The sequence below is a fragment of the Ruminococcus sp. 1001136sp1_2201st1_G3_2201SCRN_220225 genome, from assembly GCF_040924365.1.
GTDB lineage: Bacteria > Bacillota > Clostridia > Lachnospirales > Lachnospiraceae > Blautia_A > Blautia_A faecis.
Window position 1 is genome coordinate 1 of the sequence record NZ_JBCOME010000046.1, and the last position, 20,668, is coordinate 20,668.

Here is a 20,668-nt window from a genome sequence, read left to right on the forward strand (position 1 = left end):
ACAAGTCGTGCGGAAATTAGCGAATTAGAACAGAGTGCCAACTATTACCGACAGAAATATTTTGACTGTGCAAACGCGCTCGAAAGAATGAAAACTAAATACAACGAACTGAAAGAAAAGTGCAGACCTTTTCTTCAAGCGTTGGAGCATTTCCCCGAAGTTGCTAAACTTTTTACCGAAAAAGTGAAGCAACTTTTTTCTTTTAAGGAAGCACAGGAACGAGCCGAAAAAGAAGCAAGGGAAAAAGAACGACAGGAGCGTATCAAGGCTCGAAGAAACAAGCGTGGTATGGAAAGATAACCATTTCCATTATACTCACGACTTAATGACTTCTTGATATATTGAAAATCTGCGGTTACTGGGTGCTCTAATGTGAATGCCCAGCAATCAAATTTTATGAAAGAGAGGAACTGACTATATGAAAGAACAGAAATATTCTTATTCACAGCGAATTGGAAAGACAACATTCATCGTAAATGTAAAGCAGTCCGAAAGTGCCAAAAAGCCTTTGAATACGGTGTTTCAAGACATCTGCAAGCACGAGGTTTTGGGCGATTTCTTTACGGACAAATCATTTAATTTAGAAAATCCACAAAAAGTATCTTGACAAACTCGACCCCGAAGGGACGGGCTATCGTGCGAAAACACGGTTTGCCCGGTTTTTTAATCTTCCGGAATTGATTTCTCTTTTTAAAGAAAGTGCAGATATCCAGACTGCGGATATGCTGAATCTGCCTGTACCAGAAGCGGAATATATCAATGAGGTGCTAAAACCCAGCGAGATACAGCAGGATATGGTCAGTGCATTTGCCGACAGGGCAGAGGCGGTTAGAAGCGGTTTGGTAGAGCCAACAGTGGATAACATGCTGAAAATTACCAATGATGGAAGAAAGTGTGCGTTAGACCAGCGGCTGTTAAACGACATGCTGCCGGATGAAGCGGACAGCAAGGTAAACCGTTGCGCAAAAAATGCATATGACATATGGGAAGAAACGGCAGAAAAGAAATCAACGCAGCTTATCTTTTGCGATTTGTCCACGCCGAAGAATGACGGGACATTCAATGTATATGATGACATTCGTGAAAAACTGGTGGAAAAAGGAATACCGAGGGAGGAAATTGCATTTATCCATGAAGCGGGCACAGAAGCAAAAAAAGCGGAATTGTTTGCAAAGGTACGTGCCGGACAGGTGCGTATCCTGCTTGGTTCCACGCCGAAATTAGGAGCAGGGACGAATATACAGGACAGGCTTATTGCCCTGCATCATTTAGACTGCCCCTGGAAACCTTCGGATCTGGAACAGCAGGAGGGACGTATCCTTCGTCAGGGTAACCAGAATGAGAAGGTAAAGATATTCCGTTATGTTACGGAAAATACATTTGATGCTTATATGTGGCAGATTTTGGAGAACAAGCAGAAATTTATCAGCCAGATCATGACAAGCAAATCCCCTGTGCGTGCCTGTGAGGATGTGGATGATGCGGCGCTTTCTTATGCGGAAATTAAGGCACTTGCAACAGGAAATCCGTATATCCGTGAAAAAATGGATTTGGATATTCAGGTCAGTAAATTAAAACTGATGAAAGCGAACCATACCAGCCAGAAATACCGTCTGGAGACAGACATTGCTAAAAATTATCCGGTACAGATTGCCGCACAAAAAGAGCAGATTGCAGGGCTTCGGGCGGACAGGGAGGCAGTAAAGCCGATTCTGGAAGAGAAGGAAAAAGACAATTTTTCAATGATGATTGGAGGAAAGACGTACACAGACAGGAAGGAGGCAGGAACCGCAATCCTTGCTGCCTGTGCCGGGTTAAAAGCAGTAAAAAGCAATGGGCAGATTGGGGAATTTCATGGCTTTTCCTTAAATGCATCTTATGACAGCTTTTACCAGACCTATAAACTGACAATAAAACGGCAGTGCAGTTATCAGATTGAGATTGGAAAGGATGTTCTGGGCAACCTGCAGCGTATTAGTAATGCCCTGACCGGGATAGAAAAACGTCTGACAGAAGCAGAACAGAAAATGGAGAATCTGTTAAGTCAGCTTGCCACAGCACAGGAGGAGGTGGAAAAGCCATTTCCGAAAGAGGCGGAACTGACAGAAAAAATGGAACGTCTGGCAGAATTAAATTCCCTGCTGAACATGGATGAAAAAGGAACATCCGAAGCACTTGGCATGGGGGAAGATATAGCGGCGGTGGCAGATAGTCCGAGATGTGCAGTCACGATGGCAGGGAGGGTATCAGAGCTTTCCCATACCGCAGACAGTGTACAGAAACCGTCAGTGCTTGGAAAGCTGAAGCAGGCACAAGAACGGCTTTCCCATGAGGCGAAGAATTGGAAACATACCGCAAAGAAAAAAGAACAACAGTTATAAAGAAAATCAAAATAAAGAGCAGAGAATCCCGTCCCGAAAAATCAAATCGGAGACGGGATTTTTGGAAAGGAGATTTATGGCAGAAAAAAGGGAACTGCAGATGAAAGAAATCACAGAACAGCTGGAACAGGGAGTGAAAGAACTGTTTACATCAGAAATGTATACAGAATATCTCCGAACCATGTCCCAATTCCATAATTATAGTTTTAACAATACACTTTTGATTGCCATGCAGAAACCAGACGCCACACTGGTAGCCGGGTATCAGGCATGGCAGAAGAAGTTCAAGCGGCAGGTGCGGCGAGGGGAGAAGGCAATCCAGATTATCGCACCTGCACCTATCCGGGAGAAGCAGGAAGTGGAAAAGATTGATCCGGAAACACAGGAACCTGTGCTGCGGTTTGACGGACAGCCGGAAACAGAAGAGGTGGAAATTGTGATTCCACGGTTTCGTGTGGCCAGTGTCTTTGACATCTCACAGACGGATGGAGAGCCGCTTCCGGAACTGGAGACGCCGGAACTGATGGGGAGTGTCGAAAACTTTAAAGTTTTTATGAAAGCGGTGCAGGAAGTGTCTCCTGTGCCTGTACGTTTCGATGAAATCAGCAGTGGGGCAAAGGGATATTACAGTAATACGGAGAAAGAAATTGTTATCCAAAACGGTATGAGCGAGAGTCAGACAATGAAAACAGGCATCCATGAGGTTACCCATGCGATGCTGCATGACCGGGATTTTATGGAAGAACAGGGAGAGAAAAAGAACCAGATGACAAAGGAAGTAGAAGCGGAAAGTGTTGCCTATACAGTCTGCCAGTATTTTGGTTTGGATACTTCGGATTATTCTTTTCCTTACATTGCCGGATGGAGCAGCAGCATGGATATGAAAGAGCTGCGTACCTCGATGGATACGATACGGAAAACGGCAGGTTCTTTTATTGACAGCATGACAGAAGTGATACAGCGGTTTATGCGGGAACAACCGGAACTGTCACTGTCTGCCATGAAGCAGGCAGAAATACTGATAGACAGGGTAGAACAGGAACGGACACTTTTTAGCGGCGAAGAGAGAAATCTGCTGGTCAATTATGCGTATAAGTTTGACAATGCAGAGGAAACGGAGAAACTTATCCGAAAACTGGCGGAGGCAAAGGCGATTCCAGATCTTCGTTCCGCCACAGAAATCTGCCGGGATATACAAAAAGAAATCGAGTTTCTCCCTGATGGCATGGTGGGAATGACGGAACTGCATCGTTATGGCTATCAGAATGAGGGAATGCTTCCGGTTGAAAGGGAGAGGGCACATGAATTGTTTCAGGAAGGTTTTGAGATATTCGCCCTGTATCCGGATGATACGGAGGCAATGCTGGATGATGAAGGAGAACTTGATACGCATGACGGTCTTTTCGGGATAGAAAAGGCAGTGTGGGAGAAGTACCACAGGAGGGAAGCAGTCAGAGAAGAAAGCGGAATGCCGGAAAAGGAACAAAAGTATCAGGAAGTAGAATTGTTTGATGTCCCGGCACTTTTTATAAATGAACGTGTAGCCGGGGAAGCTGTCCCGGAGGGATTGCACCGCTATGAACTACGAGGGGCAGATTATGATCCCGGTTATCCGCTTACCATAGAAAAACAGGTAATGGTCAATCATGCCGCAACCATTCTCACAGCAGTTCCGCTTTCCCTCCCAGAACAGGGATATTTCCGGCTTGGAGATGAACTGAATTTCACAGGCGAGATGGTGACACTTGCGGAGTATCAGGAAAAAATGAATGCCATAGACCTGAACATAGAACAGGAAAAAATGGAAAATGCCATCGGACGGGCAAATGAAAATCTATATCTGTCCGGTAAGGAAGAGCGGTATGCCATTTATCAGCTTGGTGATTCTGAAAAAGGAAGAGATTACCGTTTTATGGGAATGGATTTTGTGACTGCCCATAATTTAAAAATAAATGCAGAAGATTACCGTCTGGTCTATGGAGGAAAGCTGTCAGAAGGAGAAACTCTAGAGGGACTGTATGAACGGTTTAATATCAACCATCCGGCAGGATATGAGGGACATTCACTTTCTGTCAGTGATGTAGTTGTTTTGACAAACGGGGGCAGTGCAAAGGCATATTATGTGGACAGTATGGGATTTGCAGAATTACCGGACTTTATCCTGCAGCGTCAGCATGAAGTAAAAATGAACCATAAAAGAGAAGATTCCGCTGTAACACTGGATACTTCCGGAATTGAGATTGAGCAGCATGACGGTCTTTGGCATACCGCTGATGTACGGGAAATCAAGGATGAGATATTTTATCTTATGAAAAACAATGAATATGGTGATTCGGTTGCGGCTGTCATTGTCAATGCAGACGGCGAACTGGTGGCGCAGGAATTGGAGAATGGTTTTGATAAGGGTGCAATGGAAGCAATTCAGGAGTATCTTGCGGAAAAAGGGATGACGTGGGAACCGGAACACCCGGAGAGCGAACAGGGTACATCTTTGGAGAAAAATTATCCGCCCGTTTATCCTCACACATTATCCTATGCGATGGAACATGGCGCTGCGGATGATTATCTGGATTCCAGAAAGCTGAATTTAGACTGTAAAAATGCCATTGAAGAAGCAATTAAGGAAAATTTTGATGGGATGCATCTTGCACAGGAAACTGCAGAAAAGGTATTGGAGGCATATGGTGCAGAGAGAATTTCCTTTGTGCTTGCAAACACGATACAGAAGCATTCTTATGACGGCAGATATTCCAGAGACAATAAAGCATGGGCAGAAACGATTCAAATACCGGAGAATGTCAGCAGGGGAACAGACTTGAATGCAGATTATATTGTAAACAGCCATCCGGCAGTATTGGATGGATTTGTAAATTTGTTCCGTAAAGCAGGGCAGGAGATGAACCATGAACAGGAAATGGGACAAAATGATATATGGAATCTTTCTGGTCAGGAGACAGAACTTGCATATCAGGCGGAAGACCGATTTTTGTTTATCCAGGATACAGAAGGCGGTTATGATTATACATTTTATGGTATGGATTACCGGGAGATAGACGGCGGCATTTATGAGGACAGCGATGATATGACAATCGAGGAAGCTGCGGGGGATCTTCTTGCAGAAGAGGGTTATGCGCTGGAGGACTGTACACGTATAGACTGTGAAGAACTGCAGGAGAAAACAGAAAAAGCGGCACAGGAAGAGATAGAAGAAGCGAGACATTCCTTATCTGCTTCTGATGGAAAAGAACCGGAACCCAAAATCAGCTTTTATGTGGCAGAGTGTACAGAGTTTCACATTCTTGGAGAATATCATGAAGATTTGAGCCTTCAGGAAGCGGCAGAACTGTACCAGACCATCCCGGCAGACCGGATGAACGGGATCAAAGGGATTGGTTTCCGTCTGGAGGACGGCAGTATCTATGACGGGACATATGAACTGATGACGGCGGGAAAAATGCAGACGGAATTTATTAATGAAATCCCGCATTACCGGGACAGTCCGCTGGTACAGCAGGCTATCGTGGATATGGAGAAAATTTTAGATAAATGGAAAGAGAAGGAACTGACGGAACCGGAAAAAGAAAAGCCTTTGGAGCTGGAGAAAACGGCTGAAAAAGCACCGAAAGCGGACATACAGACAGCCAAGGGTAAAGGGAAGAAACAGTCTGTCTTACAGGCGCTCAGGGAACGGCAGGCGAAGCTGAAAGCGCAGGAGACAGGACAGACAGAACAGAAAACACAGGGACGCAGAAAAGGAGAACCGGAATTATGATGAAAAAATTTGAACAGGATGAATGCCTTCTTATGGCGATTTGTCAGGAGGATACTTGCGAACAGACGAAGGAAGAGATGAAAAAGATACTTCCGTTTTTGAAGCAGGATACAGAGATGACTGCTCTTGTAAAGGGGACATTGGAGAAGATGGAACATCTGACAGAGGAGGAATTTTCCAAAATGGATTTAACCCCGTATTTGACAGAACTTTTGGAGGATAAGGAATGGATATAAACCAGTTTGCGGTATATCAGTTAAAAAACGGGCCGGAGACGAGACAGATGCGTTTCCGGTCTTATGAAAAACTGCAGCAAAGCGGGATTCAGGTGCGGTACGAATATTACAGGGAGGTGTATCTTGGCAAAATGCAGCGGCAGGATACTCCCGAAAACATAAGAGAACGCCTGCAAAAGAAAATACCGAAAAGCTTCGACGGTCATTCCCTCAGTGTCAGTGATGTGCTGGTTTTGAACCGAGAGGGCGAGATTACCGCTTACTATGTAGAAAAAGAAGGTTTTACCGTCATTGCAGGTTTTATCCGCATTGGCTCATCCGGGGCGCTGCTTACCTTTGAAACTACGAATTTTCATATTGAAGGCAAAGCAGGAAGCTGGCTGGTGCTGGACACCCTGATTATAGACGGCAGGGAATTTTTTCTTATGGAACATATGGAATACGGCAGGAATGCTGCCTATGTGATACTGGATGCAGAAGGGAAAATTGTGGCGGAGGATAACCGGAACGGCTTTGATGAGAACGCAAAGCAGCAGATCAGAGAGTATCTGCACCCGCCAAAGCCTGTGCAGAAGCCAGAGGAAAAGCCGCCGCTTGAAAACTGGCAGAAGTATATGGAAAATGGGGAATATCTCCGCAGTTCGGAAATCAGTGAAGAACAAAACTACAATATGATTGACGGCAGACGGAACAATATGCCTCCGAAAAAGACCAGGACATCGGTATTGGTAAAGCTGCACCAAAAACAGGCAGAGATTGCAAAACGAAGCGGAAAGGAAGTACCGCAGATGGCAGTGGCGGAAGATATGGAGCGCAGACGGAAATAAAGGTTGTAACGTTTTATAAAAACAGAGAAGGGAAAACCGTTCAACGGATTCCCTTCTCCGGTAAAACTTTGGATATCCGATCCAAAGCTACTTTGTGTTCTTATCATATGTTAATTAAAAATAAAATATGTAGCAAAAAGGAACTCACCCTGAGTCCCTTTCCTTTGAAAATTTGGTAATGTCCCCAACACACCGGAAAGGGATTTCTTTGTACTTATATAGTACATGATTTATTGTTTTGTGTCAATATGGTTTTTTAAATAATCCAGTAATTCGGTTGTATCGCCTGTTTCTTCAAGACCCAAAACAGAATAAATTTCTTTTAATGTATCTTGTGCAGTATTTCGTTCTGCTTTAATTTTGGAAATATATGTAAGTTTATCAGAAAGCTTTTTATTTAAGTCTGCATAGTAACCAATCAGCCCCATTGTTTTTGCAAGAGCTTCGTCAACTTTCTTCATATCACTGGCAGGTAAATCACAGATATATGTACCCAAACGGGATTTACTTACACACATGATATTTGAGGCATTTGCCTGTCCGTCCAGTTTGGTAGTTGTACCATCTGCTTCATATTGTGTGGTAATGACAGCAACACAAGGTAAAGTGCTTGTATCATGTGTAATGGGAATCACGATAGTATTCCCAGATTTTAAATTTCCGATGCTATTTTGTACAATAACAGCAGGTCGTTCTTTTTGCATTTCACTTCCGATCCCCATACCGAAATTGCAACGATATACTTGTCCACGTTTTACAACTCGTCTGCTTGCGTTTACAACCAACGTATCTAAATAGAGCTGTGTTTTGAGCCAGTCTAAAAATCTTTGTACTTTATTCAGATCAATATTCATGTAATTCTATCCTTTTCTCATATTTCTTTCAATCAACATACCATATTATACCTGAATTATCAAGAGCAACTCATTTGAAACAAGGTATCTGAAAGCATTGTATAATTCCAATATTACGTGAGAGTCTGTTCTTTTGTATGAGTTTTTTGGTGAGGATATTCTTTTCCTAGAATAGAATTTATATTAGAACGAACCGTATTCAATTCTTTTTGATAATCTCGATAATATTGATACTGCTCTTGGGCTGACTTTTTCTGTTTTAACAATTCTTCTTTCTTTTCTTTCAGCAATTTCATAGAAGGGAGTTTTATATTGCCGGATTTCTCCTTCAGGAATTTCCGGGCAGTTTCATAAAGTGCAATTTCAGCGGAATGCTCTTTACGGAAAACACCCTTATTTTTACTCTGACAAAATTTAGTATAGATAGCTTTATTCGCAAGGTACTGTCCTGTGTAGTGAAGCTGTTCGTTGATTTCCCGTAAGTCTCTTTCCGTTGATTTTAGATTTTTTCGGAAAGTGTCTGTATGCTCTTTTACAGATGAAAAGGAAGTTTCCAGAGCATCGAGAGAATCGTAACCATGTTCCTGAACATAGGCTACCGTTTTTGCCATTTCTTTCAGATTGGACAGTTTTACTTTTCTGGCGTAGGCGGCATTCTGCTGAGCTTTTACACAGTTTTGCAAATCCGTAACCAAATGTAAATCTGATTTTATAAAAAGAATGGCAAACGCAGTTTCATGTGGAATGGAACTATTTTGAGCAGCATACATTTCCGGTGCAGGTATGGCGGCTTTCGGAACGGGAGTTACAACCTCTTCATCGTGACATTTTACATTATTTCCTATTACCTGCAGAAGATAATTCTTTTCATAATGGGTTCCCAGATTTCTTCCGGTAATCGGTTTAGTACGTTCCGGATGGAGATAACTGAATCGTCCTCTGCTTTCTTTTATAAGTATCCCATACTTTTCAGAAAGAATCTTTTGAAATTCTTCCAGAGTATGCGCTGATGAAACGGCACTATCAATGGAGTCCCGTAAAAATTGTTTCTGTGTCTGGAATTTAGTATTACGGGGAGTGACGCCATCGGCAATCATACGTTGATTTTTCGTATCAAGTTTTTCCTGCCCTTTGCGGTTTGCCCAATATTCTTTTTCAGTAATTTTCCTTTCGGCAGGAGTCAGCAAATCCACCTGATTCAGATTTTCCCGGCGGCACATATCCATCACTTCCTGCTTGAGATGAATCAGATATTTTTTTGTTAGATGATGTTTGTTCCCTGCAAGGGAATCACAGGGACGTTCCATAAAGTCCTGACGTTCTACATCAAATTTCCGCAGGCTGTTGATTACAATATGTACATGAATATTGCCACTTCCATTGTGTCCGTCTGTATGTGTGCAGACGAGAGCCTGATGTCCGGGAAAATTCTTTTTTGCATATTCCAGACCTAACTGTTGGGCACGTTCTCCTGTTAATCCATGCTCATCCTTGTCATTCGGATCAAAGCTGAGAATATAATGGTGCGATTTAATTTCATTATAATTTTGGTTTTTATGGTAAGCTGCATTTAGTTCCATACATTCCGTATCAAAGGTAAAGGGATCACAGTTGATTCCGTCCAGATAATATTCTTCACGAGGCTGCAGATGTCCGTTCTCATCAAGCAGCGGTTTCTTTGTGGATTCATCATATTGAAAAATCAAATACCGCTGTGCCTCTCCGTAATCGGCATTTTTACTTGCTATGTGTTTCAGTATCGCCATGAAAAACTCCTGCCATTTTGGTCACTTTATATTTCATCTCATAAAGTTCGGTAATACACTGGTTAATTGCTGCCCTCATTTCCTGTGAATGGATTCCACCCTGATTAAAATATTTTGCAATCTGGTTCAGGTTACTGCCTATCTTTCCAAATTCAGAAATCAGTTTTTTCAGTTCCGGCACATCAGCCACTACTTCATATTTCATCGTAATACGCTGGTTCATCACTTGCTTACGTGCATATTCCGCTACAGGCAGATTAGCTGTTTGGGCATTTTCTGTGACAATATCATATTCCGTATCATTAAGACGGAGCATGATGTGATGATTTCGTTTCAGTTCCTTTTGCTTTTTTGGTCTTGCCATGTTTTATCCTTTCTCGTGATGGAAACCATCACGCTGCGACTATATTCTATATAGAAGCCGAAAAACACAGCTTGCTGTGTAAGAAACCGAGGGAATGGGGAAACGGAATCCCCATCAAGATTGCCCGTAACCAAAATCCACAAAGTGGGTTTTGAGTTACTTGGGCGAATCTTGCTTTAGTTTCAGCGATAGGAAAAATAACAATAAGAGCATGTTATACAGTGATTATGAGTAGTCATTCCGGTCATACAGTGCAACCTTTCAGGTGCGGAAAACAACAGTGTTTGGACCATGAAAGGCTCTTTATATGAGTAAGATGCGATAGACTTTTCAGAATGTATTACCAACTGCGACATTGCAAAATTAGTGTATTAACTGGCATTCTGCTGCAAGTGCTACATACTTCTGCGATTTCAAGGTTGCTGAGGTGATTACGTAGTGAAGTTTCAATACTCTTTTGCAATCCATAATGGTTCTTCAATAATAAAAAAGATATCTACTTTTTCAAGAAGATATCTTTTTTATAGCTGGAACATGTGTCTGTTTAATACGGCTTTTGTTGACCGTCTACGAAGTCTCAGGTTGCCTGCTAATTACAGTACAGGTGGTCGTTCAGCAATTTGAAGACGTCTGTACTATTCAAAAAGAACAAATATTCTGTGACTCTTTATTAATTGTTTAATGATTTTCTTTAGTTAATAACTTCATAGAATAATCGTAAAAATCGGTTAATTCTTTATATGTCTTTATCTTGTTTTTGCGTTTAAGATAATCAGCGTAAAAGGCAAAAAAACAAGCAAGAATCGCACCAGTAATTATCAATCCATATCCCCAGATTGGACTTCCATTATTTAGTAAAACAATAAGACCAATTACGGCAACAAGTAGTCCGATAATCATAACGAATCCGCTCTGAATAAGCTGTATTGCATCTTTGGGGGAGTTGTGCGGGTTTGTGTTCGACAGTTCTTTTTTCATTATTTCGATATCTCCTTTCATAAGGGTATTCAAAGAAACGGAATAAATGTCACATAGCATAATTAAATTATGAACGTCCGGATAGCTCCTTTCATTTTCCCAATTTGAAATTGTTTGTCTGGAAACATTAAGAATCTCGGCAAGTTTCTCTTGGCTAAAATTATTTTCAATTCTTAGTTCTTTTAGTCGTTTGCTTATATGCATCGTATATATTCCTTTCTTTTTTATAGCATTATAATAACACATTTCCGCAAAAATACTATCAAGTTTGTTTTACATCTATAGTCAAAATCATTTTACACAGACTTTAATTAAGAAAAAGTAGTAGAGGAGGATAGCTGTTACTATTCAATTAGCAATATTATATCTCAGGTATTTGAATCGTTCAAGTCTAGTATCTGAAATTTCATTTATTTCATTTATAAAATCTATGTACTCGCTATGGTGTGTTTATGTATGGGTGCTTTTGAATATTCCTGCTCGGAGTTATTCCTTACAAACTGTTATTTGAAAACCCTCTTTTCGGAAACATAACTAAGTATAGCACTTTCCAGAACAATCAAATTTTGCGAGAGTTCCTTTTAATTTCGCCCTGCTCCATGAGGCTTCCAATGTATTCGTTATAGCTTATTGAAATAAAAGTTACTTTAACATACGAAATAGTTACACGGAAAAATTTTTTGAGTAGATATTGTGATAATCTATATTCATGATGTCAGGGTCAAAAGGTCTGAAAGCACGTGTGCTTGCACACTGGTGGTAGAATGACCTTGAGACCCGCCCCGATATGAGCATAAAAGTGGGGCATAAGCACCATGATATGCGAATAGCGGGTAGGATTGTGGGAGTGCGTAGCACGAAACAATCCGTTGGCATCATTGTTGGGGACTTTTGACCCCAACATCTATTCATACAGTTCTCAAACTGATGGATTGTGAACTTCCAGTAAATTTACGACTAAAATCGATTTACCAGCATAAATACTGGATTTTCTGTGGAAATATAGGTGAACCAGTAGTCGTAAATACGCATTAATAAAATTACACCATATTCCCCAAAAAGCTTGAAATTATGGGGTATTTATATATTTAGTTGTACAAATCAGTGGAAGTTCACAATGTTTGATAATAAAACCATAAAATAAAAACAATGTAATTGAATACCGCTATTATTTGTATCATAAGAAGCTCTTTAGGGTAGCATATATTTATAATATGCTTAAGAGGTAACCAATTATGGAGAGTCGTATCAAACAACTTCGTGAAAACAGAGGACTAATACAGGAAATTTTGGCTTCTGAATTAGGAATTACACAACAAATGCTTAGTAAATATGAAAGAGATGTGTTGTGTATTAAAGTGGATGTGTTAAAGAGGATAGCCGAATATTTTAATGTGACAACGGATTATTTACTGGGAGTTTCAGAAGTGAAGAGAGATTTGCAAGGACAGATGAAAGTGAACAAGACATTAGACACCTATTATGATCTTATCGAGATATATAAAGGTTTAGATGAGTATGATCAGGAAATGGTATGGTCAATTATGCAGACGGTTAAGAAAACGTGTGAAAAACGTAAAAGAGACAAGGAAAATACAGAAGAGAGTTGATGAAAGATGCTGAATATAGCAATTTGTGATGATGATATTCAGACAACCGGAAGAATGGATATGTTGCTACAGGAGATAGCAAAGCGGAATTTTATGGATGTTGAAATTGAAGTGTTTTGGAATGGAGAGAGTCTTGCGGATGCGGTTGCACAGGGCACTTATTTTGACATGATCTATTTGGATATAGAAATGGATAAAGAAGATGGGATTTCGGCAGCTAAAAGAATTAGAACTTATGATAAAAACGCACTTATTATTTATGTCACAAGTCATGAAAATCATATGCAGGAGTCTTTTGAAGTTAGACCGTTTCGATTTCTTGTGAAACTAGTAAGTGAAAAGTTGTTTGAAACTTGTTTTAAATCAGCATACGAAGAAGTGTATTGCGGAGATTCGTATTTTCGGTATAGCTATCAGAGGGTGAACCATAAAATACCAATGCGTGAGATTTTATATTTTGAAAGCAATAGGCGTAAAGTATCTATTGTGACGGAAAAAGATACATTTGTCGCATATGGAAAATTAAATAATATAGAGGAAAGCCTTAAACAGAGTAAAGTGCCATTTTTACGTGTTCACCAGTCATATCTTGTAAATTATAAGCATGTGGAAGGGCAGGCATATGATTTCGTAGTTATGGATAATGGCAAAAGAATTTCAATCAGTGAAGACAGAAGAAAATTAATCGGAGAGCAGTACTGCTCAATGGAGGACACATTTTATGTCAATGAGTAAGACATTGTCATATGGAACGGATATATTGTTTATCATATTTGCAGTATATCTGTTCTTTTATTATTTCGATATATTTTTAAAAAGAAGAAAAAGAACAGTTTTGTCAATGATTGGATTGGTTATATTTATGGCATGGCAATTTGAAATGTCGAGCGTGAATTTGCTGCCAGCTTATGGAAATATTATTGTTACTATTATCACTACATTGTTTGCGGTCGCTCAAATTTATGAGGGGAAGTTTTGGAACAAATGCATTTTTACAATTGCCTTTAATGCAATCTGGATGTTGATAGAAACAATAAGCGGGAATATACTTTTGACGTACTGTTGTGAATTTACAGACCTTCAGGCATTAGGAACGTTAGGATCATTTACTTCAAAAATTGTATTTATGATTGCAATTACGGCATTGAAGAGAGTATTTACAAAAGATGAAATTAAAGAGCTTCCAGTGAGATATAGTTTTATGCTTGTATTGATTCCGATAGGTAGCATTTATATTATGAATAATATCTTTATGCTTGGGTATAAGCTCCATAGTAATCGTGCAAATATCCAATCTGCAGTTACTGCCGTTATCTTGTTAGGCGTGAATGTTCTTGTTTTCTATATTTATATAAAATTGGCGGATGATCTGCAGCTAAGAAGAATGACCTCTGTCTATGAACAACAATTAGATTTGTGTGAACGACATCAGCAGGAGAGAGAACTGTCAATACTTCGATTAAGAGATATGAGACATAATATGAAAAACAACCTTGTGTCAATTCTTGCATATGCAGAAAACGGAGATAATGAAAAAATTATTAGATTTGTCAATGAGATAATGGAAGAAGGTGGAATAAAGACATCTACAGTTACAAACAGTGGAAATATTGTTATAGATTCATTGATTGGGTATTGGTATGTTGAGGCAAAGAAAGTGGGAATAGACTTTTCCGTAAATTTAAATATTCCTATGGAAATGCCGTTTAGGGGTGCGGATATTTGCCTGATACTGGGCAATTTATTAGAAAATGCTGTAGAGGCAGCACAAAAAGCGGAGGGTAAAAAGTACATTAGGCTTCACATGAAATATGATAAAAATAACCTGCTGCTATTTGTGGAAAATAATTACAAAGGTGTGCTTATAAAGACGAAAGATAAAAGGTTAAAGTCTACAAAAACAGATGCGGAAAATCATGGTGTAGGTCTCTCATCCGTATATCGAATTGCTGCCAAATATCATGGAGTGGTTACGATTGATGATGATGTGGCAAATCGTTTTTTAATCAGAGTAGTGTTATATGGAAAGCAGGAATAATTACATCAACAGTCGATATTATTGCATTATATTTTGTATTATGGAAAAAAGATATAAAATAAAAAGATAATTTTGGGGAAATGGCGAATGATTTTTTTAGAATGGTATTGTGGTGGTGCGGTATGACGGAAGTGTTATTATTCAGTGATGATGAGAAAATCTTTAATTTGACAAATAGTGTAATAGACGGAAGATATAAATTAACATGGTGTACTTATAAGTCCTTGGAAAAAAAGTTATATCCGTATACGGATATAGTTATTATGTACTTTGATAAAGAAATGGTTAAGAAAGGTACATTTAAAACAATTGTTCAGGTAAAGGGGAGGCTGGGACAAAGGATACCAATCCTTACGCTGATGGAAGAAGGAACACCGCAAAATATTTTTTCAACGTTAATGGCGGGCGCCTATGACTACTTAGAAATAGCCAAGAGTTCAGAGGAGTATAGAAAGAAAATAGAAGATGTTGCCCGATGGAATTGGTATTTAGGAAAATACGGGTTAAAAGAGAAGTAGCAGTGATATAAATGTCGCCGCTACTTTTTATTTTTAAAGGGAAATAGAAAAAGTTACATCAACACTCGTTTTTTTTACAAGAAAGACAAATTCAGTTTTTTTTGTAGTAGTGTAGAGGAAACAAATGAAAGGAGATTCAGATTATGAATTCTAAAAATGTAAAAAAACAGTCAGCTAAAGCATTAGCAAACGTATCTTTGAAACTTGGAAAAATGTCAGCGGATAGTGCATGCTGCTATATCTTCCATCAGCCTAAAATGCCGGAAACACTGAGGAAAATGAAAAAGATGTAACATGAAATATTTTTCTGAAAAACTGACAAGTTATATTGTTAAATCCGGTGCTGTTCCAGAAGAATCATATGAAATATACCAATATGGGTTTCAAATAGGACTTGAAATGTTGAGCTGTCTTTTGGCCTGTTTTGGAATTGCGGTATATTTGCATATGATTCCGGAATTTGCAGTGGTTACAGGAATTTTTATGATGTTGCGCAGTTTTGTTGGTGGAGTGCATCTAAACAGCTTTGATGCCTGCTTTATGTGTTCTGTTACTGTGCAGACATTGGTACTGGTTGTTAATCGTTTGTATACACAACCTTTAAATCTTGCGTGGGGAATAATTGTGTTGAGCAGTGTTCTAATTTGGAATATGGCTCCGGTACAAAGCATTAACCGGGAACTTGATGCAGATGAAAAAAAACACTGCAGAAAGGTAGCTGTAAAAATTATTGTGGGCATATATGTGTTTGCGGGGATTTGTACACTTACTGGGATGAATGCAATAGTGTCTTTGGTTGCAGTGACAATGGCAGCAGTTTTGATTTCACAATATATTGGGGTAGTAAAGTATAAAATAGAAAAGAGATAATAAGCGGGAATAGTAGACGAAATCTATTATTTCCGCTTATTTTATTTGAGGATAAAAGAATCGTTTATTTTTTATAAGCAACACTGTTTCGGTAATGAAAAACGTCTGCTAGGCTTCGGCTCAGGAGGCGTTTCTTATTATAAAGATAAAAAAATTCTTCCAGACCCGAACATCGCGTACTTTCCATACGGGATATGGGTGAAAGGGAAAAGACCTTTGCTCATATCTTGCGATCGGGAAGGAGGTGAACTCTATGGAGCAATCTTCTTCCTATGACGAAACAACGGTCAGGCATCAGTTTGATCGAAAGTGCAAATTGGCGCTGGATGGCGAAGTGGTAGATTATGACAGGCATATGGATTATCGGAGAAAACATGAAATATTGTTTTCAGAACTATCTGAATGTCAGACAGGGAAACTGTCAGTAGTGGATGAATATAATGAAACATCCTACTTTTTTAAAACATGTGAGTATGATGTGAAAGTGAAAAGTTCTTTACTGGCAGAGGCATTGAATGCGTTGACGGATAGAAAAAGAGAAGTAATTCTGCTGTCATATTTTATGGAGATGAGTGATGCTGCGATTGCAAGGAAAATGAATCTTGTTAGAAGTACGGTGCATGAGCACCGGACACGTTCATTGGAATTGCTGAAGCAGATAATGGAGGAAAACAAAAGTGAGTGTAAAAAATAAAAATACAGAAGAAAAATGGCTGCTTCCATTTTGCATTATTGAGGATGCTACAACAGGTAATGTTATGGCAATTAATACGGTAATGAAACATTATGAAGGCTACATAGCAAAGCTGGCAACCAGAAAAATGTATGATGAATATGGAAACGTTCATTACTGCGTAGATAAAACTCTGCGTGACAGATTAGAAGCGAAACTGCTGAAAACGATTTTAGAATTTAAAATAGTACGTTAAGAATGACTGGAAACCAGTATCCCTTTCTGCTGGCTTCTGATAGGAGACATTTAACGTATAAAAGTTGATTTTAAGAAATAAATTGCACCTTGATAACAGAATATTTTATTCTGCGGGACAAATGAAACAGTATAGCCTGGCAGCGGATACGCCATGAATGTCATGATGGTAACTTTGCGACACCGTGTCGCAAGGTTGGAGTACGTGAATACGTGTTTATGAGAAATTGACATGAGCGATTCATATCTGGCTGTAGGCAGAGTGTGGGAACTTTGTGGCGAAGACACTGTTTCTGATAATGATACTTCCGGGATGGCTGCCCGGTCTGAAAAGATGGTGTGATTCCAATGAGGCTGTTTCCCGACAGCCGCCTGCAGAATTTTTATATTAATATAGAGAGAAAAGGAATAAAAGAATATGCAAAGAGCAACAAAAAAAGTGGAAAAGAAAAGGTTAGTCAGATATAAAGAGGGTGCAGAAATGTACAGTATGGGAATGAATAAATTTCAGACATTAGCAAAGGATGCGGGAGCCATCTTGAAGATAGACAGAATGGTATTGGTTGACTTAGATATTTTTGATCAATATCTTGAAACATTCCGGGTGCAGTAAAAGAATTATTTTTGATAAGGAAAGATTTTCAGAGAAAAGGAAAATACACTTGACTTACGGTTAAACCAAAAGTATAATAAAGGAGAAATGGATGGAGGTGTACGATGTGGCTAAAATGGGAAGACCAAAGTCAGCGAATCCGAAAAATACGTTGATTGGATTGAAACTGACAGAGGAAGAAGCCACAAAACTTAGAGAATATGCGTCCAAACATGACATGACCGTAACAGAAGTGCTACAAAAAGGAATTGATTTGCAGTATGCAATGGAAGATTCCCAAAGAAGCTAAGTGTGAAAATTCTTTCCTTGAGAAAGGAGAAAAATGGCATATTCAAGGAAGGATAGAAAAGGGAGGGTATTAAGAAAAGGCGAAACACAACGTAAATGCGATGGAAAGTATGTGTATACATATATGGATACATTAGGCAGAAGACGCAGCATTTATTCAAAAGATATTAAGACATTAAGAGAACGTGAAGAACAGTTAGTTAAAGATCAGCTAGACGGTCTGGACACCTATGTTGCAGGCAGTGCAACAGTTAATTTTGTTTTTGATAGATATATTTCTACAAAATCAGAATTGAGAGAAACAACAAGAACGAATTATAAATATATGTATGATCGTTTCGTGAAAGATGGGTTTGGCAAAAAGAAGATTGCTGTGATTAAGTTTTCAGATGTCCTACAATTTTATCAATACTTATTGAAAGATAAGAAAATGCAAGTGAATACGCTAGAGACTATTCATACGGTGTTACATCCAACCTTTCAGTTAGCAGTAAGGGATAATATTATCAGAACTAATCCGAGTGATGGGGTAATGGCACAAGTAAAAAAGCTACCGGGGCGAAATCATGGTGTGAGACATGCACTAACCTTGGAGCAACAGAGAGCTTTCATAAGATACATAGAGAATAATGAAAGGTTTGAAAGCTGGGTGACATTATTCAAGTTTTTACTTGGCACTGGCTGCAGAATAGGTGAGGCGATTGGAATCCGGTGGGATGACATTGATTTTGAGAAGCGGATAATTAGTATCAATCATAGTTTGGTTTATTATAGCAGGGAATATAAGGGACATGGTATTTGTTCATTTGCCGTATCATTACCTAAAACAGAGGCGGGCATAAGAATGATTCCTATGCTTGATACAGTTTATGAAGCTCTTAAAAGAGAGTATGCATTTCAAGAAGAAAACGGGTTCAATGAAACAGAAATTGATGGAATGTCTGGATTTGTTTTTTCTAATCGTTTTGGAAATGTACATAATCCACAGGCTATCAATAGAGCAATTAAGCGTATATACGAAGCATATAATGTAGAAGAGGTGCTAAAAGCTGCCAAAGAAAAGAGAGAGCCGATTCTTATACCGCATTTTTCATGTCATCATTTGAGACATACTTTTTGTTCGAGGTTTTGTGAAAATGAGACAAATTTAAAGGTAATTCAGTCTATCATGGGACATGCAAATATTGAAACTACGATGGACATTTATGCAGAAGTTACAGAAACAAAAAAGCATGAGTCGATGCAGGAATTAGCAAAAAAATTAGATGTATTTTAGGAAAGAGTCTGATTTAGTTTTGCTGAGGAGGTACGACAAAATTTGTATAGTACGACAAGAGTACGACAAATTAAAGAGCCTTAATCAGTTCTAAAGGTTTAGAGAATAAATGATGAAAGGCTGTAAAGTGTTTTAATAAAGGGAATTAAATTGTATAAGATGTATGCAGTTAGAAATCCCGACAATGAAGTCACTGGACGCTGACAAGAAAGCTTCCAAGACTTCCGAAGCAGCTCCGGCAGAGGCTGAAAAAACAGTTGAGAAGATTGATTTTTCCAAAGTAAAAGTTGAGCCATTATTTGAAGAAATGGTTGATTTCGATACTTTCAGCAAGTCTGATTTCAGAGCTGTAAAGGTAAAAGCATGTGAAGCAGTTAAGAAATCCAAGAAGCTGTTACAGTTCACTCTGGATGACGGAACAGGCACAGATCGTACGATTTTAAGCGGTATTCATGCTTATTACGAGCCGGAAGAACTGGTTGGAAAGACCTTAATTGCAATCACCAACCTGCCACCGAGAGCCATGATGGGAATTGAATCTTGTGGAATGCTTCTCAGTGCAATTCATGAGGAAGAGGGCGAAGAAAAACTTCATCTTCTGATGGTTGATAACCACATTCCGGCTGGTGCAAAGCTGTACTAAAATTAAATATTAAATGTCTAAAACCATGATGTCAGACCGCATTTGACAACAATTTGACAACAAAATTTGGGATAATAATGAATCGTTATGAAGCATGACGAATTTCAGGTGAAAGGACACAGGTTTGGCAATGAAGTAAGAGCACTTCTTAGAGTTAATCTAAGAGGTGCTTTTTTGCGTTGCATATCAAAGAGGCGCCAGTGGCGCGTCTGATGATTCGGCCCTGGAAAGTTATATCCCGGCAGTCAGCTTCTGTAAAACAGCAAATCTAATTTTGGAGGAAAACATCATGGGTAAAAGTTATAAACCAATTACAAGTATGAAGGAAGTACCAGAGCAGCTTAGAAAATTACGCCGACAGTATCTGCGTTATCAACAGGCAGAGATTATTTACAGCATTTCTCATAAGAAACTTTTTGAACTCGCCAGTGATGCAGGTGCAATTTACAGAATAGATGGAACCGTATTGATTAACCGGGATATTTTTGATGACTATCTGGAGCGTTTTCATGAACCGGCAACAGGAAATGATAAGGAGAAGAAGACGGATGAGCGGTAATGTATGGATGTTTTCAGATGAAATCGATGATGAAGATCTGGAATTTATGCGCCATGATTACGTGACCTATAACATGGCGTGCGAATACTACAGACTGGGAATCAAACCCGTTGTCCGTATGGCACATGAAGCAGGGGCAGTATATAA

23 protein-coding genes and 2 pseudogenes are annotated in these 20,668 nt (G+C 39.3%); 20 read left to right on the forward strand and 5 right to left on the reverse strand.

Going from position 1 to position 20,668, the window contains the following annotated elements:
- From AB5642_RS14195 to AB5642_RS14220, 6 genes and pseudogenes are all read left to right on the forward strand, one after another.
- Window positions 1-300: pseudogene (locus AB5642_RS14195) on the forward strand (plasmid recombination protein); the annotation flags it as partial.
- A 118-nt stretch (window positions 301-418) separates the two neighbouring features.
- Window positions 419-607, forward strand: a complete 189-nt coding sequence (locus AB5642_RS14200; RefSeq protein WP_055173307.1) for a transposase — start codon at window positions 419-421, stop codon at window positions 605-607.
- A 115-nt stretch (window positions 608-722) separates the two neighbouring features.
- On the forward strand, window positions 723-2,381 hold the full coding sequence (locus AB5642_RS14205; protein WP_243254203.1) for a helicase-related protein: 1,659 nt from the start codon (window positions 723-725) through the stop codon (window positions 2,379-2,381).
- A gap of 76 nt (window positions 2,382-2,457) precedes the next feature.
- Entirely contained in the window at window positions 2,458-6,153 is a 3,696-nt protein-coding gene (locus AB5642_RS14210; protein ID WP_227199164.1) for a DUF3849 domain-containing protein, read from the forward strand.
- Window positions 6,150-6,389: a transposon-transfer assisting family protein gene (locus AB5642_RS14215; RefSeq protein ID WP_195392093.1), complete on the forward strand. Its 240-nt coding sequence runs from the start codon at window positions 6,150-6,152 to the stop codon at window positions 6,387-6,389. Before AB5642_RS14210 ends, AB5642_RS14215 begins: the two co-directional genes overlap by 4 nt.
- A complete protein-coding gene (locus tag AB5642_RS14220; protein WP_144167505.1) occupies window positions 6,380-7,216 on the forward strand; it encodes a YodL domain-containing protein in 837 nt (278 codons plus the stop codon). Before AB5642_RS14215 ends, AB5642_RS14220 begins: the two co-directional genes overlap by 10 nt.
- Window positions 7,217-7,446: 230 nt before the next feature.
- Here the strand turns inward: AB5642_RS14220 and AB5642_RS14225 are convergent, their stop codons facing one another.
- From AB5642_RS14225 to AB5642_RS14245, 5 genes and pseudogenes are all read right to left on the reverse strand, one after another.
- On the reverse strand, window positions 7,447-8,070 hold the full coding sequence (locus AB5642_RS14225; protein WP_144167508.1) for a type II toxin-antitoxin system PemK/MazF family toxin: 624 nt from the start codon (window positions 8,068-8,070) through the stop codon (window positions 7,447-7,449).
- A gap of 113 nt (window positions 8,071-8,183) precedes the next feature.
- Entirely contained in the window at window positions 8,184-9,836 is a 1,653-nt protein-coding gene (locus tag AB5642_RS14230; protein ID WP_173770346.1) for a relaxase/mobilization nuclease domain-containing protein, read from the reverse strand.
- Entirely contained in the window at window positions 9,808-10,200 is a 393-nt protein-coding gene (mobC, locus tag AB5642_RS14235; protein ID WP_144167512.1) for a plasmid mobilization relaxosome protein MobC, read from the reverse strand. Before mobC ends, AB5642_RS14230 begins: the two co-directional genes overlap by 29 nt.
- A 678-nt stretch (window positions 10,201-10,878) precedes the next feature.
- Window positions 10,879-11,178, reverse strand: a complete 300-nt coding sequence (locus tag AB5642_RS14240) for a hypothetical protein (RefSeq protein WP_226855171.1) — start codon at window positions 11,176-11,178, stop codon at window positions 10,879-10,881.
- A gap of 21 nt (window positions 11,179-11,199) precedes the next feature.
- A pseudogene (locus tag AB5642_RS14245) lies at window positions 11,200-11,424 on the reverse strand (helix-turn-helix domain-containing protein); the annotation flags it as partial.
- Between the two features lie 989 nt (window positions 11,425-12,413).
- Between AB5642_RS14245 and AB5642_RS14250 the strand changes: the two are divergent.
- From AB5642_RS14250 to AB5642_RS14315, 14 genes are all read left to right on the forward strand, one after another.
- Entirely contained in the window at window positions 12,414-12,788 is a 375-nt protein-coding gene (locus AB5642_RS14250) for a helix-turn-helix domain-containing protein (protein WP_005337551.1), read from the forward strand.
- Between the two features lie 6 nt (window positions 12,789-12,794).
- Entirely contained in the window at window positions 12,795-13,523 is a 729-nt protein-coding gene (locus tag AB5642_RS14255; RefSeq protein WP_237926035.1) for a LytTR family DNA-binding domain-containing protein, read from the forward strand.
- A complete protein-coding gene (locus AB5642_RS14260; RefSeq protein ID WP_144167530.1) occupies window positions 13,510-14,826 on the forward strand; it encodes a sensor histidine kinase in 1,317 nt (438 codons plus the stop codon). The genes AB5642_RS14255 and AB5642_RS14260 overlap by 14 nt, the downstream gene beginning before the upstream one ends.
- A 122-nt stretch (window positions 14,827-14,948) precedes the next feature.
- A complete protein-coding gene (locus tag AB5642_RS14265) occupies window positions 14,949-15,344 on the forward strand; it encodes a hypothetical protein (RefSeq protein ID WP_173770348.1) in 396 nt (131 codons plus the stop codon).
- Between the two features lie 143 nt (window positions 15,345-15,487).
- A complete protein-coding gene (locus AB5642_RS14270; protein ID WP_144167533.1) occupies window positions 15,488-15,637 on the forward strand; it encodes a cyclic lactone autoinducer peptide in 150 nt (49 codons plus the stop codon).
- A gap of 1 nt (window position 15,638) precedes the next feature.
- The gene (locus tag AB5642_RS14275; protein WP_144167535.1) at window positions 15,639-16,214 is read left to right on the forward strand and encodes an accessory gene regulator ArgB-like protein; all 576 of its coding nucleotides are present in this window, start codon (window positions 15,639-15,641) and stop codon (window positions 16,212-16,214) included.
- A gap of 253 nt (window positions 16,215-16,467) precedes the next feature.
- Complete coding sequence (locus AB5642_RS14280; protein WP_144167538.1) at window positions 16,468-16,908, forward strand: RNA polymerase sigma factor; 441 nt, start codon at window positions 16,468-16,470, stop codon at window positions 16,906-16,908.
- Window positions 16,892-17,143, forward strand: a complete 252-nt coding sequence (locus tag AB5642_RS14285; protein ID WP_144167540.1) for a helix-turn-helix domain-containing protein — start codon at window positions 16,892-16,894, stop codon at window positions 17,141-17,143. The genes AB5642_RS14280 and AB5642_RS14285 overlap by 17 nt, the downstream gene beginning before the upstream one ends.
- A 417-nt stretch (window positions 17,144-17,560) precedes the next feature.
- Window positions 17,561-17,755: a DUF6462 family protein gene (locus AB5642_RS14290; RefSeq protein ID WP_117639540.1), complete on the forward strand. Its 195-nt coding sequence runs from the start codon at window positions 17,561-17,563 to the stop codon at window positions 17,753-17,755.
- A gap of 91 nt (window positions 17,756-17,846) precedes the next feature.
- Window positions 17,847-18,044 (forward strand): hypothetical protein, encoded by a 198-nt coding sequence (locus AB5642_RS14295; RefSeq protein ID WP_144167542.1) that lies wholly within the window; start codon window positions 17,847-17,849, stop codon window positions 18,042-18,044.
- Window positions 18,045-18,077: 33 nt separating this feature from the next.
- Window positions 18,078-19,319 carry a tyrosine-type recombinase/integrase gene (locus tag AB5642_RS14300; RefSeq protein ID WP_144167544.1) on the forward strand — a complete coding sequence of 414 codons (1,242 nt, stop codon included), beginning with the start codon at window positions 18,078-18,080 and terminating at the stop codon, window positions 19,317-19,319.
- A gap of 163 nt (window positions 19,320-19,482) precedes the next feature.
- On the forward strand, window positions 19,483-19,962 hold the full coding sequence (locus tag AB5642_RS14305) for a methionine--tRNA ligase subunit beta (protein WP_158422673.1): 480 nt from the start codon (window positions 19,483-19,485) through the stop codon (window positions 19,960-19,962).
- A gap of 289 nt (window positions 19,963-20,251) precedes the next feature.
- Window positions 20,252-20,521, forward strand: coding sequence for a DUF6462 family protein (locus AB5642_RS14310; RefSeq protein ID WP_055282113.1), 270 nt, complete (start codon window positions 20,252-20,254; stop codon window positions 20,519-20,521).
- Between the two features lie 46 nt (window positions 20,522-20,567).
- Window positions 20,568-20,668: DUF6462 family protein (locus tag AB5642_RS14315; protein WP_368371705.1), on the forward strand; the 101-nt coding region annotated here is incomplete at its 3' end.

What these genes read in the sequence shown, in the direction of transcription:
- AB5642_RS14250 (WP_005337551.1), top strand. Translation starts at nt 12,414, where the DNA reads ATGGAGAGTCGTATCAAACAACTTCGTGAAAACAGAGGACTAATACAG.
- AB5642_RS14290 (WP_117639540.1), top strand. Translation starts at nt 17,561, where the DNA reads ATGCAAAGAGCAACAAAAAAAGTGGAAAAGAAAAGGTTAGTCAGATAT.
- AB5642_RS14225 (WP_144167508.1), bottom strand. Translation starts at nt 8,070, where the DNA reads ATGAATATTGATCTGAATAAAGTACAAAGATTTTTAGACTGGCTCAAA.
- AB5642_RS14205 (WP_243254203.1), top strand. Translation starts at nt 723, where the DNA reads ATGCTGAATCTGCCTGTACCAGAAGCGGAATATATCAATGAGGTGCTA.
- AB5642_RS14270 (WP_144167533.1), top strand. Translation starts at nt 15,488, where the DNA reads ATGAATTCTAAAAATGTAAAAAAACAGTCAGCTAAAGCATTAGCAAAC.
- AB5642_RS14200 (WP_055173307.1), top strand. Translation starts at nt 419, where the DNA reads ATGAAAGAACAGAAATATTCTTATTCACAGCGAATTGGAAAGACAACA.
- mobC (WP_144167512.1), bottom strand. Translation starts at nt 10,200, where the DNA reads ATGGCAAGACCAAAAAAGCAAAAGGAACTGAAACGAAATCATCACATC.
- AB5642_RS14275 (WP_144167535.1), top strand. Translation starts at nt 15,639, where the DNA reads ATGAAATATTTTTCTGAAAAACTGACAAGTTATATTGTTAAATCCGGT.
- AB5642_RS14305 (WP_158422673.1), top strand. Translation starts at nt 19,483, where the DNA reads ATGCAGTTAGAAATCCCGACAATGAAGTCACTGGACGCTGACAAGAAA.
- AB5642_RS14215 (WP_195392093.1), top strand. Translation starts at nt 6,150, where the DNA reads ATGATGAAAAAATTTGAACAGGATGAATGCCTTCTTATGGCGATTTGT.
- AB5642_RS14255 (WP_237926035.1), top strand. Translation starts at nt 12,795, where the DNA reads ATGCTGAATATAGCAATTTGTGATGATGATATTCAGACAACCGGAAGA.
- AB5642_RS14230 (WP_173770346.1), bottom strand. Translation starts at nt 9,836, where the DNA reads ATGGCGATACTGAAACACATAGCAAGTAAAAATGCCGATTACGGAGAG.
- AB5642_RS14220 (WP_144167505.1), top strand. Translation starts at nt 6,380, where the DNA reads ATGGATATAAACCAGTTTGCGGTATATCAGTTAAAAAACGGGCCGGAG.
- AB5642_RS14265 (WP_173770348.1), top strand. Translation starts at nt 14,949, where the DNA reads ATGACGGAAGTGTTATTATTCAGTGATGATGAGAAAATCTTTAATTTG.
- AB5642_RS14210 (WP_227199164.1), top strand. Translation starts at nt 2,458, where the DNA reads ATGGCAGAAAAAAGGGAACTGCAGATGAAAGAAATCACAGAACAGCTG.
- AB5642_RS14240 (WP_226855171.1), bottom strand. Translation starts at nt 11,178, where the DNA reads ATGAAAAAAGAACTGTCGAACACAAACCCGCACAACTCCCCCAAAGAT.
- AB5642_RS14295 (WP_144167542.1), top strand. Translation starts at nt 17,847, where the DNA reads ATGGAGGTGTACGATGTGGCTAAAATGGGAAGACCAAAGTCAGCGAAT.
- AB5642_RS14300 (WP_144167544.1), top strand. Translation starts at nt 18,078, where the DNA reads ATGGCATATTCAAGGAAGGATAGAAAAGGGAGGGTATTAAGAAAAGGC.
- AB5642_RS14310 (WP_055282113.1), top strand. Translation starts at nt 20,252, where the DNA reads ATGGGTAAAAGTTATAAACCAATTACAAGTATGAAGGAAGTACCAGAG.
- AB5642_RS14280 (WP_144167538.1), top strand. Translation starts at nt 16,468, where the DNA reads ATGGAGCAATCTTCTTCCTATGACGAAACAACGGTCAGGCATCAGTTT.
- AB5642_RS14260 (WP_144167530.1), top strand. Translation starts at nt 13,510, where the DNA reads ATGTCAATGAGTAAGACATTGTCATATGGAACGGATATATTGTTTATC.